Genomic DNA, 15706 nt, shown 5'->3' on the forward strand with positions numbered 1-15706 from the left:
GCTCCTACAGTTGATTGCATTCCAATGTAGGAGCTGCCGAAGGCTGCGATCTTTTGATCTTACTTTTTCACCAACGCCGAACACGCCGCTTTATAAGCCTCATGCTGATACTTGTTCAGCGTCCCCGGCAGCTCGAAATTATGCTTCTTCGCCTGCGCATTAATCGTCTGCGGCGACAGCAGCGTCACCTCACACCCGTCGAGCAACTGCAAAATCCCTTCAATCTTGAACGTCGTCGGCCCACCGGCAAACTCACCCTTCTTGCTGCGCTTCTTGATCGCAATCCGGTCAACCGAATTCTCACGCACAAACGACGCCACTTGCGCCGCGAACAACTTCACGTTCGCCGCTTCGTCATCCTCTTCGAGAGCGATTTTCTTGGTGGCGAGGGGGACGTGGCTCAGGACCGAACCGTCGAGAGCGGCCACGGCGATAATCGCTTCGCTGCCTTTGATTTCAATGCCGCAGATGTTCATGTGATTACCTAGATTGGCTATAGAAGCGCAGCTTACAGCTCAGACACTCACTCCTGCCCAATCGACTCCAAAAACTCCGACCGCTCATCACTCATCCGCGCCACGCAATCATTCTGCGCGATGGTAAAAGCCTTGCTCCCCGCCGTAGCCGGGAATGCCTCAACCGCGCAATCCGCATCCCGCGTCTTCAACCACTGCTGTTGAGCAGTTTTGAGTTTGGCGGTGATATCCGCCAGTTGCGTGGCGTTTTTGCCGTATGCGGTCTGCATGCGTTCGTTGAGGCTGGCGTAGTTGTCTTTGAGCAGGTCTTCGGCGGTGGTGCGGCTGTAGGTCGAGCATTCCAGGGTCTGGACGTCGTTTTCGACTGCGTCGCACGGGTTGTTGTCGGACTCTTCGGCGGCGTGTACGCCGGTCGCAATCAGTGCCAGGGCCAGGAAGATCGATTTCATTGTTGTCGCCGCTCTAATCCAGTGGTGTTTGCAAGATGCCGGTGATTCTGGCTCAAGCGTGCGGGCTTGGAAAGGTGGCCGGTCGGGGCGGCGGATGACCCTTTGTCGCGGATTGACGCTTTCGGCAATTCCCCTGTCGTTTTTGCACCCGGTCGCCCCTGCACCGAGGCATATGCTGGCCCCAAAGCGCCGGCAGACGATTCGGCGCATGAATCGCCAATAAGGGGACGCCTGATGAGCCCAGCCGAATTACACGCCGACAGCATCGTTATCGACGGTCTGATCATTGCCAAATGGAACCGCGAGCTGTTTGAAGACATGCGCAAGGGCGGTCTGACGGCAGCCAACTGCACTGTGTCGGTGTGGGAAGGCTTTCAGGCGACCGTGAACAATATTGCCGCCAGCCAGAAACTGATCCGCGACAACAGCGACCTGGTGATGCCGGTGCGCACCACCGCCGACATCCGCAAAGCCAAGGAGCAGGGCAAGACCGGCATCCTCTTCGGCTTCCAGAATGCCCACGCCTTTGAAGACCAGATCGGCTATGTCGAGGTGTTCAAGCAGCTCGGCGTTGGCATCGTGCAGATGTGCTACAACACCCAGAATCTGGTTGGCACCGGTTGCTATGAGCGTGACGGCGGCCTTTCGGGTTTCGGTCGCGAGATCGTCGCCGAGATGAACCGCGTTGGCGTCATGTGCGACCTGTCTCACGTCGGTTCCAAGACGTCTGAAGAAGTCATCCTCGAATCGAAAAAACCGGTCTGCTATTCCCACTGCCTGCCGTCGGGTCTCAAAGAGCATCCGCGCAACAAGTCCGATGAAGAACTGAAGTTCATTGCTGACCACGGCGGTTTTGTCGGTGTGACCATGTTCGCGCCGTTCCTCGCCAAGGGCATCGATTCGACCATCGACGACTACGCCGAAGCGATCGAGTACGTGATGAACATCGTCGGCGAAGACGCCATCGGCATCGGCACCGATTTCACCCAGGGTCACGGCCAGGACTTCTTCGAATACCTGACCCACGACAAGGGCTACGCCCGCCGTCTGACCAGCTTCGGCAAGATCATCAACCCGCTGGGCATCCGCACCGTCGGCGAGTTCCCGAACCTGACCGAAACCCTGCTCAAGCGCGGCCATACTGAGCGCGTGGTGCGCAAGATCATGGGCGAAAACTGGGTCAACGTCTTGAAAGACGTCTGGGGCGAGTAACGCTGACTCAAGACCGCCGCCGCACTGCCCCTCTCCTGTGGGAGAGGACTGGGGTGAGGGCAGCGGTCACCACTGAATCCACTATTTTTTCTGGAGTTAACTTTCCATGGCCAAGATCGCCCCGCAATTGCCAATCGAAGTCGACAGCGAGACCGGTGTCTGGACCTCCGACGCCCTGCCGATGCTCTACGTGCCACGGCATTTCTTCGTCAATAACCACATGGGCATCGAAGAAGTCTTGGGCGCCGACGCCTACGCCGAAATCCTCTACAAGGCCGGCTACAAATCCGCCTGGCACTGGTGCGAAAAAGAAGCTGAATGCCACGGCCTGGAAGGCGTCGCCGTATTCGAGCACTACATGAAACGCCTGTCGCAACGCGGCTGGGGCCTGTTCAAGATTCAGGACATCGACCTCGACAAAGGCACTGCCAGCGTCAAGCTCGAACACTCGGCATTCGTCTACGTCTACGGCAAGGTCGGGCGCAAGGTCGATTACATGTTCACCGGTTGGTTTGCCGGTGCGATGGATCAGATTCTTGAAGCCCGCGGCAGCAAGATTCGCACGGTTGCCGAGCAAGTTTACGGTGGCTCCGAAGAAGGCCACGAAGACGGCTTGTTCACCGTCAAGCCGTTGTAAGTCGAGGAACCCGCCATGGCTTTCGAAGCAATGTTCCAGCCGATCCAGATCGGCAAACTGACCATCCGCAACCGCGTGCTCAGCACCGCGCACGCTGAGGTCTACGCAACGGACGGCGGCATGACCACCGACCGCTACGTCAAATACTACGAAGAGAAAGCCAAGGGTGGCATCGGCCTGGCGATTTGCGGCGGTTCTTCCAGTGTCGCCATCGACAGCCCGCAAGGCTGGTGGAAATCGGTGAACCTGGCGGACGACCGGATCATTCCGCACTTCCAGAATCTGGCGGACGCGATGCACAAGCATGGCGCCAAGATCATGATTCAGATTACCCACATGGGCCGTCGTTCGCGCTGGGATGGCGAGCACTGGCCGACCCTGTTGTCGCCGTCGGGCATCCGCGAACCGGTGCACCGCGCGACCTGCAAAACCATCGAGCCGGAAGAAATCTGGCGGGTGATCGGCAACTACGCCACCGCTGCCGCGCGGGCCAAGGCCGGTGGTCTCGACGGTGTCGAACTGTCCGCCGTGCACCAGCACATGATCGACCAGTTCTGGAGCCCGCGCGTCAACAAACGTACGGACGAGTGGGGCGGCAGCTTCGAGAACCGCATGCGTTTCGGCCTCGAAGTGCTCAAGGCTGTGCGCAAGGAAGTCGGCGACGATTTCTGCGTCGGCATCCGTCTGTGCGGTGACGAATTCCACCCGGACGGTTTGTCCCACGAGGACATGAAACAGATCGCCAAGTATTACGACGACACCGGCATGCTCGATTTCATCGGTGTGGTCGGTTCGGGTTGCGACACCCACAACACCCTGGCCAACGTTATCCCCAACATGAGTTATCCACCGGAGCCGTTTCTGCACCTGGCTGCGGGCATCAAAGAAGTGGTGAAGGCGCCGGTTTTGCACGCGCAGAACATCAAGGATCCGAACCAGGCGACGCGCATTCTCGAAGGTGGTTACGTCGACATGGTCGGCATGACCCGCGCGCACATTGCTGACCCGCACCTGATCGCCAAGATCAAAATGGGTCAGATCGATCAGATCAAGCAGTGCGTCGGCGCCAACTATTGCATCGACCGTCAGTATCAAGGTCTGGACGTGCTGTGCATCCAGAACGCCGCGACCTCCCGTGAATACATGGGCGTGCCGCACATCATCGAAAAATCCACCGGCGTCAAACGCAAAGTGGTTGTCGTCGGTGCCGGGCCTGCGGGGATGGAAGCCGCTCGCGTGTCGGCAGAACGTGGCCATGACGTGACCTTGTTCGAGAAGAAAGAATTTATCGGCGGGCAGATCACCACGGCATCGAAAGCGCCGCAGCGCGACCAGATCGCCGGCATCACCCGCTGGTTCCAGCTGGAACTGGCGCGGTTGAAAGTCGACCTGCGTCTGGGCACGGCAGCTGACGTTGCGACCATCATGGATTTGCGTCCGGACGTGGTGGTGCTGGCGGTGGGCGGTCATCCGTTCCTGGAGCAGAACGAACACTGGGGCGCCGCTGAAGGTTTGGTCGTCAGCAGCTGGGACGTGCTGGATGGCAAGGTCGCGCCGGGCAAGAACGTGCTGGTGTACGACACCATTTGCGAGTTCACCGGGATGTCGGTTGCCGACTTCCTTGCTGACAAGGGCAGCCAGGTCGAGATCGTCACCGACGACATCAAACCGGGCGTGGCCATCGGCGGTACGTCGTTCCCGACCTACTACCGCAGCATGTACCCGAAAGAAGTGATCATGACCGGCGACATGATGCTGGAGAAGGTCTACCGCGAAGGCGACAAACTGATCGCGGTGCTGGAGAACGAATACACCGGCGCCAAAGAGGAGCGGGTGGTCGATCAGGTGGTGGTGGAGAACGGCGTGCGCCCCGACGAAGAGTTGTATTACGGGCTCAAGGACGGTTCGCGCAACAAGGGCCAGATCGATATCGATGCCTTGTTCGCGATCAAACCGCAGCCTTCGTTGAGCACCACGGGCGACGGTTACTTGCTGTTCCGCATCGGCGACTGCGTGGCGCAGCGCAACACCCACGCCGCCATCTATGACGCGTTGCGGTTGTGCAAAGACTTCTAAGGACTTGCACCAAACCCCTGTGGGAGCGAGCCTGCTCGCGAATGCATTCTGTCAGTTGACGATGATGTCGAATGACCCACCGCTTTCGCGAGCAGGCTCGCTCCCACAGTAATGCAGACCGTGTTTCTCCAGGTTGTACTGGTGGGAGCTTCACCATGTTGAACACCCTTCTTCCAATCCTGTTGTTCGCAGCTCTGGGCCTTGGTGTCCTCGGCGCGTTGCGGCGGGTGGCCATGTGGCGTCGGGGCCGGGCCTCGAAGGTCGACCTGATCGGCGGCCTGCTCGCCATGCCCAAGCGTTACATGGTCGATTTGCACCATGTCGTCGCGCGGGACAAGTACATCGCCAACACCCACGTGGCCACGGCCGGCGGTGCGGTGGCGTCGATTGTGCTGGCGCTGCTGGTGCACGGTTTCGGCCTGCATAACCGCATTCTCGGTTACGCCTTGCTGCTGATGACGGCGGTGATGTTCGTCGGCGCGATCTTCGTTTATCTGCGTCGGCGCAACCCGCCCGCGCGGCTGTCGAAAGGCCCGTGGATGCGCCTGCCGAAAAGCTTGCTGGCATTCTCGGCGTCGTTCTTTCTGCTGACTCTGCCGGTGGCTGGAATTCTGCCGGAGAACTTCGGTGGCTGGGTACTCGCGGTCATCTTGGGAATTGGTGTGCTGTGGGGCGTGTCGGAACTGTTCTTCGGCATGACTTGGGGCGGGCCGATGAAACACGCCTTTGCCGGTGCTTTGCATTTGGCTTGGCACCGTCGCGCTGAGCGTTTTGGCGGCGGTCGTTCCACGGGCCTGAAACCTTTGGATCTCAATGATCCGTCAGCGCCGTTGGGTGTTGAGAAACCCGTAGATTTCACCTGGAATCAGTTGCTCGGTTTTGACGCCTGCGTGCAATGCGGCAAGTGCGAAGCCGCATGCCCGGCCTTCGCCGCCGGCCAGCCACTGAACCCGAAAAAACTGATTCAAGACATGGTCGTCGGCCTTGCTGGCGGCACCGATGCGAAATTCGCCGGCAGCCCGTATCCCGGCAAACCCATTGGCGAACACAGCGGTAATCCGCATCAACCGATCGTCAACGGTCTGGTCGACGCCGAAACCCTGTGGTCGTGCACCACATGCCGCGCCTGCGTCGAGGAATGCCCGATGATGATCGAGCACGTCGACGCCATCGTCGACATGCGCCGCCATCTGACCCTGGAAAAAGGCGCGACCCCGAACAAGGGCGCCGAAGTCCTCGAAAATCTGATCGCCACCGACAACCCCGGCGGTTTCGCCCCGGGGGGGCGGATGAACTGGGCGGCGGATCTGAACCTCAATCTGCTCAGCGAAAAGAAATCCACCGACGTGCTGTTCTGGGTCGGCGACGGCGCGTTCGACATGCGCAATCAACGCACTTTGCGCGCGTTCGTCAAAGTGCTGAAAGCGGCGAAAATCGACTTCGCCGTACTCGGTCTTGAAGAGCGTGACAGCGGCGACGTAGCGCGCCGTTTGGGCGATGAAGCAACCTTCCAGTTGCTCGCCAAACGCAACATCCAGACCCTGGGCAAATACAGCTTCAACCGCATCGTCACTTGCGATCCGCACAGTTTCCATGTGCTGAAAAACGAGTACGGCGCGTTCGACGGCAACTACCTGGTGCAGCACCACAGCACCTACATGGCGGAAATCATTCAGGCCGGCGCACTCAATCTCGGTCAGCACAAAGGCAACAGCGTGACCTATCACGATCCGTGCTACCTCGGCCGCTACAACGGCGAGTACGAGGCGCCGCGTGAAGTGCTGCGTGCGCTCGGCATCGAAGTCAAAGAGATGCAGCGTTCCGGCTTCCGCTCACGCTGCTGCGGCGGTGGCGGCGGGGCGCCGATCACTGACATTCCGGGCAAGCAACGGATTCCCGACATGCGCATGGAGGACATCCGCGAGACCGGCGCCGAACTGGTGGCCGTGGGTTGTCCACAATGCACGGCGATGCTCGAAGGCGTGGTCGAACCGCGTCCGCTGATCAAGGACATTGCCGAACTGGTGGCTGACGCGCTGCTCGAAGACGCCGCGCCAAGCAAGCCTGCCACCCCGGCCAAACGTGAACCTGCGGAGGCCCACTGATGAGCGATATTATCCGCCGCGACCCGCGCGCCGAATGGATTGCGCGTAACCGCCTGCACCCGCTGCACGCGGCGATGCAACCGGCGCAGCACAGCTGGATGGGGCCGAACGGCGTCATCCGCAAGAACCTGCACGGCATGGGGTTTATCGGCCCCAACGGCATCAAACGCATCGATCGCAGCGGCGCGCAGCAGGGCGGGGCGGTCAAACGTTCCGCTGCTGTGGAAGTGCAATTGCCGCTGCATCAAGTGCCGGCCCCGGCGTTTTACATCAGCGTGGTGCCGGACATGGTCGGTGGCCGCTTGAGTAGCCATGACCGCGATTTGCTCGGCCTCGCCCATCAACTGGCCGGCAAGGACGGTGCGGTGTTGGCGGTGGTTTTTGGTGAACATAAGGAAAACGCGTTCGCTACTGCTGGCGTGGATCGTTTGTTGGTGCTCGAAGGTGAAGCCTTCAGCGGTTATGCACCGGAGCAACGCGTGCAAGGTTTGCGTGCTGTGGATAACCAGTTCAATCCGCGTCACTGGCTGTTACCGGACAGTCGCAGCGGTGGCGGCGAACTCGGTCGACGCTTCGCCGCTGCACTGGGAGAACGCCCGGCGACGCGGGTCTGGCAGGTCAAGGATCAAGAGTGCATCGGCCGCGCCGGTGCTGGCTTGCAGGATCTTGCACGTCCGCTCGCGCGGTTGATTCTGGCGTCGGCGGAATGTGCCGAACCGGTCAGCGAAACCCGTCATGAAGCGTTGCCGGTTGAGTTATCCACAGGCGTCGCGCGCAGCCTGTCGCGGATCGAAGATCTTGGCGCAGTGGCGGTCGACCCCGCAGCGATTCCGATGGCCGAAGCGGAGTTCATTTTCTCCGGCGGTAACGGCGTCAAGGACTGGGCGCTGTTCCACGAAACGGCTGCCGCACTCGGCGCCACCGAAGGCGCATCGCGGGTGGCGGTGGACGATGGCTTTATGGCGAGAGATCGCCAAGTCGGCGCGTCCGGTACTTGGGTCACCGCGCGGGTGTATGTCGCTGTGGGCATCTCCGGGGCGATCCAGCATCTGCAGGGCATTGGCGCCTGCGACAAGGTCGTGGCGATCAACCTCGATCCCGGTTGCGACATGATCAAACGCGCCGACCTCTCGGTGATCGGCGAAAGCGCAGAGATTCTTCAAGCCTTGATCGCGGCGGTGGCGGCTTACCGCAACGACGCCAAGCGCGATGCGGCTTAAGGAAACGCTATGAACACGAACGTTATCAGTCTGGTTTCAATCGGCGCCCACCCGACCTCCGGCCGGCCACGCCGCGCCGAGCAAGATGCCCGCGCTGTGGAGTTGGGCCTGCAACTCGCTGGGGATAACCTGCAAGTGCTGCATGCCGGCGATGTTGCGGAACCGGCGTTGCGCGCCTATCTGGGCATGGGCCTGGAACAGATGCATGTGCTTGAGCAACCGACTGGCGCTGATGCGTTACCGGCGCTGACCGCGTATCTCCGCGATGCCGGTGCGCAAGTGGTGCTGACCGGCAGCCAGGCCGAAACCGGTGAAGGCTCGGGGATGTTGCCGTTTCTGCTCGCCGAAGGTTTGGGCTGGCCGCTGGTGGTCGGGTTGGCGCAGGTGGAGTCGATCAATGATGGATCGGCGTTGGTGCTGCAGGCTTTGCCGCGTGGGCAACGACGTCGCTTGAAGGTGAAACTGCCGTTTCTGGCGACTGTGGATAACGCTGCGCCGAAACCTCGGCAGAGTGCTTACGGCCCGGCGCGACGAGGGGTACTGGAGGCTGACGACGTTGAAGTTATCGATGATGAACTTCTGTCCGTCGCGACCCTGCAACCGGCCAAACCACGGCCAAAACGCCTGAAAGTGATCAAAGCCAAAAGCGGTGCTGACCGGATGAAAGCCGCCACAGCAAAAGCCAGCGGCGGCGGTGGGCAAGTGCTCAAAGGCGTTACCCCACAGGCCGGTGCCGAAGCCATCCTCAAACTCCTCATCGAAGAAGGCGTCGTCCGCTGACCCCCGACACCCCCAAATCTCTGTAGGAGCTGACGAGTGCAACGAGGCTGCGATCTTTTGATCTTGTTTTCAAATACCAACATCAAAAGATCGCAGCCTCGTTGCACTCGTCAGCTCCTACAGGTCAGTGGGGTTTTCCACAGGAATAATGTGGTTTACACACAATCCCTGTTGGTCAGTCTGTGGATAACGTGTTCACCCCTCGCTGCAAGTCATGTCTGCCGTGGCTTGCAGACCGCAGATCAAAAAACAACCAGCCTAAGTTACGGTTTTTACGGGATTTTTCTGCGGGATAACTGCGTAAGTTACCCCCGATCTCTGTTGGCGCTTCTGTGGATAAGATGTTCGCTAACCCCTGAGAGCTATATACAACGCGGCTTTCAGAGAGTTGGTTAATAACTGATCAATTCGCGCTTTTGACTCGATGAATTGCTCGTAGAGCCTGATATTTCGCAGTCTTCAGGGCTTTTCCACAGCAGAGGTAAAGTTACCCCCGATCTCTGTTGGTGCTTCTGTGGATAAGGTGTTTGCCTTCCGCTGAAAGCCAAGAATGGCGTGGCTTGCAGGCTGTTGATCAAAAAGCGATCAATGTGTTTTCAAAACCGTACTTCTGGATAAGTCACGGTTTTTCTTTGCAAATCAGTGGGATATTTTCGAGTCATCCACAGTTGTCCCCATTTGCTGTGGGTGGGTGTGTGGATAACTTGTTTGCGGAAGGCTGGGGGGCTTGGTGGGTATGGGGTGTGGGGTGGTTGATCAGAAATTGTGCAATCAAGGTTTGGGGATGTGGTGAATGTGAGATAGCTATCGCGAGCAGGCTCACTCCTACAGGGGAACGCATTCCACCTGTAGGAGCTGCCGAAGGCTGCGATCTTTTGATCTTGCTCAGCCCTGAACGGGGACGCCTTTGAGGTAAGGCGCAGGCTCGGCCCCAAGGTTGTTCAGCAAGCGCTCGCTGTACCAATCCACGAAGTTGACCACACCAAACTCATAGGTCTTCGAATAAGGCCCAGGCTGATACGCCGTCGAGTTGATCCCGCGCTGGTTCTCTTCAGCCAGACGCCGATCCTGATCATTGGTCGCATCCCACACCTGACGCATGCGATCAACATCGTAATCCACACCCTCAACCGCATCCTTGTGCACGATCCACTTGGTGGTGACCATGGTTTCCTGCGCGCTGATCGGCCACACCGTGAAGACGATGATGTGGTCGCCCATGCAGTGGTTCCAGGAGTGCGGCAGGTGCAGGATGCGCATCGAGCCGAGATCCGGGTTCTTGATGCGGCCCATCAGTTTCGCGCAGCCCTGTTTGCCGTCGAGGGTCATCGACACGGTGCCTTTGAGCAGCGGCATGCGCACGATGCGGTTGCGCAGGCCGAAACTGGCGTGGGCGTAAGGAATCTTCTCGGCTTCCCAGGCTGCGGCGGAGGCGGCGACGTGATCCTTGAACGCCTGATCGGCGCGCGGGTCGGTGACGTCGTCCCATTCCAGCAGGGTTTTCAGCAGTTCCGGGTGCGACGCGTTGCAGTGGTAGCACTCGCGGTTGTTTTCCAGCACCAGTTTCCAGTTCGCTTTTTCCATCAAGGTGGTGGTGATCGCCACCTTGGTGTTCTCCATGTCGTACGGTTCCATGTAATGGTTCAGCGTCGACAGGAAGTCATCAATGGCCGGTGGATTCTCCGCCAGGCTGATAAAGATGTAGCCGCCGGCGGTCTTCACGTTGACTGGTTTGAGGCCGTACTGCTTCATGTCGAAGTCGGCGCCCATTTCGGTGCCGGCGAACAACAGGCGACCGTCCAGCTCGTACGTCCACTGGTGGTAGTGGCAGACCAGTTTGGCGACTTTGCCCTTCTCGCTGGTGCACAGACGCGAGCCACGGTGGCGGCAGACGTTGTGGAACGCATGCACAACGCCTTCGGCGCCACGAATGACGATGATCGGGTTCTTGCCGATCTGCAGGGTCAGATAGTTGCCTTTGGCCGGGATCTCGCAGGTCATGCCGGCAATCAACCACTCTTTCTGGAAGATCTCCTGCATGTCGATATCGAAGAGTCGTTCATCGCTGTAGAACGGTTGTGGCAGCGAAAACGTGCGCTCGCGCTCCTGGAGCATTTGCGCGGTGGCCTTGCGTGCGGGTTCCAGCGGATCGCCCAGGCTGATTTTTGCGGTGACGTCCATCGATGTGATCCTCATGGCCCTCTACGTGGCCGGCGAATGTGGCTAATCAGGGGTGCTGCAAAGTGGCTACGCAAGGTGTAAAGAATCTGTCTTGGTGTTGGGGCGAGTGTGGGCCCGGCGCGGGGCGCAACCTTATCCATGGGCGACATGATGCAATCTGTTCCCGACGCGCAACCCCCGGTGGTTGGGGGCTGGTCGCGATAAGTATGCCGATGTCGCGGATAGGTAAACGGGCGGTTCGCGCTATACGCAGAATCGCCGACATGAGGCCGACAGTCGGCCGTGGAGAACAGCATGTCCAACAGCTTCCTGAATCCGGTCACCACCCAGACCTGGGCCAATGGCCGACACATCGTCCGTTGCGTCAAAGTCATCCAGGAAACCTGGGACGTGCGCACCTTCTGTTTCATGGCCGACCAGCCGATCCTGTTCTTCTTCAAGCCCGGGCAATTCGTGACCCTGGAGCTGGAAATCGAAGGCCAGCCGATCATGCGTTCGTACACGATCTCCAGTTCGCCGTCGGTGCCGTACAGCTTTTCGGTGACGATCAAACGCGTGCCGGGCGGCAAGGTCTCGAACTGGTTGCACGACACGCTGCATGAAGGGCAGGAGTTGGCGGTGCACGGGCCGGTCGGGCTGTTCAACGCCATCGACTTCCCGAGCCCGAAAGTCCTCTATCTCAGCGGCGGCGTCGGTATCACGCCGTGCATGTCGATGGCGCGCTGGTTCTACGACACCAACGCCAACGTCGACATGACCTTTATCCACAGCGCGCGCTCGCCGAAAGACATCATTTACCACCGCGAGCTGGAGCACATGGCGTCGCGGATCGACAACTTCAGCCTGCACCTGATTTGTGAGAAGCACGGCTTGGGTGAGCCGTGGGCCGGTTATCGCGGTTACCTGAACCACAAGATGCTGGAACTGATGGTGCCGGACTTCCTTGAGCGCGAAGTGTTCTGCTGCGGGCCGACGCCGTACATGAATGCGGTCAAGCGCCTGCTGGAAGTGGCCGGTTACGACATGTCGCGTTATCACGAGGAATCGTTCGGCGCCACGCCGCCCGAGGCCCGTGCCGATGCGGTGGAACAGGCGGAGCAGGCGGCGGATGCGCCGGAAATCGATATCGCCGATCTGCATCAGGTCGAGTTCACCTCGTCCGGCAAGAGCATCCGTGTGGCACCGGGCGAGACCGTACATGCGGCGGCGGCCAAGCTTGGGTTGATGATTCCGAAAGCGTGCGGGATGGGGATTTGCGGGACGTGCAAGGTGCTGAAGCTGGGCGGCGAAGTGGAGATGGAGCACAACGGCGGGATTACCGAGGACGACGAGGCCGAAGGGTTTATTTTGTCGTGCTGCAGTGTGCCTAAAGGTGATGTGCGCATCGAGTTCTAACGGAATCCCTGTGTAGGAGCTGCCGAAGGCTGCGATCTTTTGATCTTGTTTTTGAAGATCAAAAGATCGCAGCCTTCGGCAGCTCCTACATGGGTTGTGTTCAGTCGATGAACAGGTCGGGCATCAGGGTTGTGGTGCTGCCCGGTTCAAAGCGGTAATGATCAAATTCAGTCACGCCGCTCTCGCGCAAAATTTCTTCATCAATCAATAGCCGCCCGGTGATCTGCCGATCGCGGCTACCCAGAATCACATGCGCCGCATCCGCCATGATCGCTGGCGTTCGCGCTTGCTTGAACGACTCCCGATTCCCCAACTGAAACTCGATCGCCGCTGTAGCAATCATCGTCTGCGGCCACAGCGAATTGACGCTGATGCCGTAACCGGCAAATTCCTCACTCATCCCCAGCGTCAGCATGCTCATGCCGTACTTGGTCACCGTGTACGGGCTGAACTGCGCGAACCACTTGTTCGCCAGATTCAGCGGTGGCGACAGGTTAAGAATGTGTCCGGCGGATTTCTTCAGATAGGGCAGGGCGGCCTGGCTGCACAGCAACACCGCGCGGGTGTTGATCTGGTGCATCAGGTCGAAGCGTTTGAGCTCGATGTGTTGCACACCAGTGAGTTTGATTGCCCCGGCGTTGTTCACCAGCGCATCGATGCCGCCGAAATGTTCGTTGGCCTGGGCCAGTGCCTGGCGCACGCCATCCTCATCACGCACATCCACCTGCAACGCCAACGCCTTGCCGCCCGCCGCTTCGACTTCAGCGGCGACGCTGTGAATGGTGCCGGGCAATTTCGCGTGGGGTTCGGCGCTCTTCGCCGCAATCACGATATTTGCCCCGTCCCTCGCGGCACGCAGCGCAATCTCACGGCCAATGCCACGGCTGGCGCCGGTGATGAACAGGGTTTTGCCTTGTAACGACATGCCGATGCTCCTGCTTATTGTTATATGAGCGAAGGGCTCGACAGACAATGTAGACCAAGCAGATCAGGGAACGCTGTCTCCGCCATGATCGTTCCCATGCTCCGCGTGGGAATGCAGCCACTGACGCTCCGCGTCATAGCGGTGCTCAGCTTTACGTCTATGGTGAGGCTGGAACGCGGAGCGTCCCGAGAGGCATTCCCACGCGGAGCGTGGGAACGATCAGTGCGGAGGTCGGGCGGACTCAATTTGCTCGTTCCCATGCTCCGCGTGGGAATGCAGCCCGGGACGCTCTGCGTCCATCAATACCAGCACTGAACCTCAATAAGCCCCGGCATTCCCGCGTAGTCCCTGGCACTCGAATAACGCCAATGCTCTGGCAAGTCCACATACCCGCGTTTCACTGGATTGTTGTGGATGTATTCAAGCTTCTGACGCATCACCGATTCGCTGTAGACCATTTCTGCGTGTGAACCTTCATGCCACAACTGGTACACCCGATCCTGCTTATGCGCGCGTTTGCTAAAGCGCAAGCGTTGCAGAGCTTTGTCGGCACCTTTGCTTTGCAGATCATCGATGATTTGTCTCGCGGTGAAAGATTTGAATTGGCTGAGGCATTTACTCAGGTCGGGCGCCTGAGCGACGAAGTGAAGATGATTTTCCAGAATCACGTAGCCGTACAGCTTCAAGTCATGGTGGGTCTGTTGATAACGCCAGCAGTTGAGCAGGTGGTCGACGATGTACGGGCGGATGAATAACGGCAACCACTCCATGATCGTGCAAGTCAGGAAATGCGGTTTGTCGGTTTCAGTAATGGTGTAGCGGCTTCGGCCCATGGGATTCTTCCTTGAATCTTGCGGTGCGACGGGAATGGAACGCGGAGCGTCCCGGGAGGCGTTTCCACGCAGAGCGTGGGAACGATCAGGGTGAGGCGGGGGGGATGATCGCGCTAGAAGAGAAGTCTGGTATTACGGTGGGAAAAGTCATCCTCGGCCGAAGATCGTTCCCACGCTCTGCGTGGGAATGCAGCCATTGACGCTCTGCGTCATAGCGGTGTTTAGCGTCTGGGGGATGGAACGCGGAGCGTCCCGGGAGGCATTCCCACGCGGAGCGTGGGAACGATCAGTGCGCTGGCGTCAGGTCAGGCGGACATGACTTCGCGGATGTCGCGGGCGAGTTCGCGGACGCGTTCTTCTTCGGTGTCCCATGAGCACATGAAGCGTGCGCCGCCCTTGCCGATGAAGGTGTAGAAACGCCAGTTCTTCGCGGTCAGCGCGGCGATGGCCGGTTCCGACAGTTGCAGGAACACGCCGTTGGCCTGCACCGGGAACATCAGTTCGACGCCGGGAATGTCGCTGACCAGTTCCGCGAGTAATTGCGCGCAGTGGTTGGCGTGGCGCGCGTATTTCAGCCAGGCGTCGGTTTCGAGGATGCCGACCCACGGGGCCGAGAGGAAGCGCATTTTCGACGCCAACTGACCGGCCTGTTTGCAGCGGTAGTCGAAGTCTTCCGCCAGTTTGTGGTTGAAGAACAGGATCGCTTCACCCACGGCCATGCCGTTCTTGGTGCCACCAAAGCACAGCACATCGACACCGGCCTTCCAGGTCAGATCCGCTGGCGAGCAGCCGAGGAAGGCGCAGGCGTTGGAGAAGCGCGCGCCGTCCATGTGCAGGTGCAGGCCCAGTTCCTTGCAAGTGGCGCTGATGGCGCGAACTTCTTCCGGGGTGTAGACGCTGCCGACTTCGGTGGCTTGGGTCAGGGTGACCACGCGCGGTTTCGGGTAGTGGATGTCCTGGCGCTTGAGCGCGACTTCGCGGATCGACTGTGGGGTGATCTTGCCGTTTTCAGTGCCGGCGATCAGCAGCTTCGAGCCGTTGGAGAAGAATTCCGGGGCGCCGCATTCGTCGGTTTCGACGTGGGCGGTTTCCGAGCAGATCACGCTGTGGTAACTCTGGCACAGCGACGACAGGGCCAGCGAGTTGGCGGCGGTGCCGTTGAAGGCGAAGAACACTTCGCAGTCGGTTTCAAACAATTGGCGGAAATGGTCGGACGCGCGCGCGGTCCATTCATCGTCGCCATAAGCGCGCTGGTGGCCGTGGTTGGCCTGTTCCATGGCAGCCCAGGCTTCAGGGCAGATACCGGAATAGTTGTCGCTGGCGAATTGTTGGCTCTTGTCGGTCATGGCCGGCTTCCGTGGTCGAGACTCTTGTGAAGGCTCGTGGTCAATGATGGTGCGCACTTTACCGAAGATCT

At 59.5% G+C, this 15706-nt stretch carries 13 protein-coding genes; 7 read left to right on the plus strand and 6 right to left on the minus strand.

What is annotated here, in order from left to right:
• Positions 1–59: 59 nt before the first annotated feature.
• Both ACP3TY_RS27960 and ACP3TY_RS27965 read right to left on the minus strand, forming a co-directional pair.
• Positions 60–476 (minus strand): DUF3010 family protein, encoded by a 417-nt coding sequence (locus ACP3TY_RS27960; protein ID WP_426618974.1) that lies wholly within the window; start codon positions 474–476, stop codon positions 60–62.
• A 47-nt stretch (positions 477–523) separates the two neighbouring features.
• Entirely contained in the window at positions 524–925 is a 402-nt protein-coding gene (locus ACP3TY_RS27965) for a lysozyme inhibitor LprI family protein (protein ID WP_426618975.1), read from the minus strand.
• A gap of 234 nt (positions 926–1159) precedes the next feature.
• On the opposite strand from ACP3TY_RS27965, the gene ACP3TY_RS27970 reads away from it, so the two are divergent.
• The 6 genes from ACP3TY_RS27970 (at position 1160) to ACP3TY_RS27995 (ending at position 8955) form a co-directional block, all read left to right on the plus strand.
• Positions 1160–2137 carry a dipeptidase gene (locus ACP3TY_RS27970; protein ID WP_426618976.1) on the plus strand — a complete coding sequence of 326 codons (978 nt, stop codon included), beginning with the start codon at positions 1160–1162 and terminating at the stop codon, positions 2135–2137.
• A gap of 106 nt (positions 2138–2243) precedes the next feature.
• A complete protein-coding gene (locus tag ACP3TY_RS27975; RefSeq protein WP_053124559.1) occupies positions 2244–2774 on the plus strand; it encodes a DUF5943 domain-containing protein in 531 nt (176 codons plus the stop codon).
• Between the two features lie 15 nt (positions 2775–2789).
• Positions 2790–4850 (plus strand): dimethylglycine demethylation protein DgcA, encoded by a 2061-nt coding sequence (gene dgcA, locus ACP3TY_RS27980; protein ID WP_053124557.1) that lies wholly within the window; start codon positions 2790–2792, stop codon positions 4848–4850.
• Between the two features lie 155 nt (positions 4851–5005).
• Entirely contained in the window at positions 5006–6955 is a 1950-nt protein-coding gene (dgcB, locus tag ACP3TY_RS27985) for a dimethylglycine demethylation protein DgcB (protein WP_426618977.1), read from the plus strand.
• On the plus strand, positions 6955–8175 hold the full coding sequence (locus ACP3TY_RS27990) for an electron transfer flavoprotein subunit alpha/FixB family protein (RefSeq protein WP_426618978.1): 1221 nt from the start codon (positions 6955–6957) through the stop codon (positions 8173–8175). The genes dgcB and ACP3TY_RS27990 overlap by 1 nt, the downstream gene beginning before the upstream one ends.
• A 9-nt stretch (positions 8176–8184) precedes the next feature.
• Entirely contained in the window at positions 8185–8955 is a 771-nt protein-coding gene (locus ACP3TY_RS27995; protein ID WP_400651359.1) for an electron transfer flavoprotein subunit beta, read from the plus strand.
• A gap of 885 nt (positions 8956–9840) precedes the next feature.
• Here ACP3TY_RS27995 and gbcA read toward each other — a convergent pair.
• Positions 9841–11136, minus strand: coding sequence for a glycine-betaine demethylase subunit GbcA (gene gbcA / locus ACP3TY_RS28000; protein ID WP_053124549.1), 1296 nt, complete (start codon positions 11134–11136; stop codon positions 9841–9843).
• A gap of 294 nt (positions 11137–11430) precedes the next feature.
• Here gbcA and gbcB point away from each other — a divergent pair, with 294 nt between their 5' ends.
• Complete coding sequence (gbcB, locus tag ACP3TY_RS28005; protein WP_053124547.1) at positions 11431–12531, plus strand: glycine-betaine demethylase subunit GbcB; 1101 nt, start codon at positions 11431–11433, stop codon at positions 12529–12531.
• 100 nt (positions 12532–12631) lie between these two features.
• Here gbcB and ACP3TY_RS28010 read toward each other — a convergent pair whose 3' ends face one another.
• From ACP3TY_RS28010 to ACP3TY_RS28020, 3 genes are all read right to left on the minus strand, one after another.
• On the minus strand, positions 12632–13456 hold the full coding sequence (locus tag ACP3TY_RS28010; protein WP_426618979.1) for an SDR family oxidoreductase: 825 nt from the start codon (positions 13454–13456) through the stop codon (positions 12632–12634).
• Positions 13457–13755: 299 nt separating this feature from the next.
• Positions 13756–14289 (minus strand): REP-associated tyrosine transposase, encoded by a 534-nt coding sequence (locus ACP3TY_RS28015; RefSeq protein ID WP_426618980.1) that lies wholly within the window; start codon positions 14287–14289, stop codon positions 13756–13758.
• 305 nt (positions 14290–14594) lie between these two features.
• Positions 14595–15635: a low specificity L-threonine aldolase gene (locus tag ACP3TY_RS28020; protein ID WP_008084160.1), complete on the minus strand. Its 1041-nt coding sequence runs from the start codon at positions 15633–15635 to the stop codon at positions 14595–14597.
• Positions 15636–15706: the final 71 nt, after the last annotated feature.

This window comes from Pseudomonas rustica (genome assembly GCF_049959085.1).
Taxonomy (GTDB): domain Bacteria; phylum Pseudomonadota; class Gammaproteobacteria; order Pseudomonadales; family Pseudomonadaceae; genus Aquipseudomonas; species Aquipseudomonas rustica.

What these genes read in the sequence shown, in the direction of transcription:
- ACP3TY_RS27970 (WP_426618976.1), top strand. Translation starts at nt 1,160, where the DNA reads ATGAGCCCAGCCGAATTACACGCCGACAGCATCGTTATCGACGGTCTG.
- ACP3TY_RS28010 (WP_426618979.1), bottom strand. Translation starts at nt 13,456, where the DNA reads ATGTCGTTACAAGGCAAAACCCTGTTCATCACCGGCGCCAGCCGTGGC.
- ACP3TY_RS28020 (WP_008084160.1), bottom strand. Translation starts at nt 15,635, where the DNA reads ATGACCGACAAGAGCCAACAATTCGCCAGCGACAACTATTCCGGTATC.
- ACP3TY_RS27965 (WP_426618975.1), bottom strand. Translation starts at nt 925, where the DNA reads ATGAAATCGATCTTCCTGGCCCTGGCACTGATTGCGACCGGCGTACAC.
- ACP3TY_RS27975 (WP_053124559.1), top strand. Translation starts at nt 2,244, where the DNA reads ATGGCCAAGATCGCCCCGCAATTGCCAATCGAAGTCGACAGCGAGACC.
- ACP3TY_RS28015 (WP_426618980.1), bottom strand. Translation starts at nt 14,289, where the DNA reads ATGGGCCGAAGCCGCTACACCATTACTGAAACCGACAAACCGCATTTC.
- gbcB (WP_053124547.1), top strand. Translation starts at nt 11,431, where the DNA reads ATGTCCAACAGCTTCCTGAATCCGGTCACCACCCAGACCTGGGCCAAT.
- gbcA (WP_053124549.1), bottom strand. Translation starts at nt 11,136, where the DNA reads ATGGACGTCACCGCAAAAATCAGCCTGGGCGATCCGCTGGAACCCGCA.
- ACP3TY_RS27995 (WP_400651359.1), top strand. Translation starts at nt 8,185, where the DNA reads ATGAACACGAACGTTATCAGTCTGGTTTCAATCGGCGCCCACCCGACC.
- dgcA (WP_053124557.1), top strand. Translation starts at nt 2,790, where the DNA reads ATGGCTTTCGAAGCAATGTTCCAGCCGATCCAGATCGGCAAACTGACC.
- dgcB (WP_426618977.1), top strand. Translation starts at nt 5,006, where the DNA reads ATGTTGAACACCCTTCTTCCAATCCTGTTGTTCGCAGCTCTGGGCCTT.
- ACP3TY_RS27960 (WP_426618974.1), bottom strand. Translation starts at nt 476, where the DNA reads ATGAACATCTGCGGCATTGAAATCAAAGGCAGCGAAGCGATTATCGCC.
- ACP3TY_RS27990 (WP_426618978.1), top strand. Translation starts at nt 6,955, where the DNA reads ATGAGCGATATTATCCGCCGCGACCCGCGCGCCGAATGGATTGCGCGT.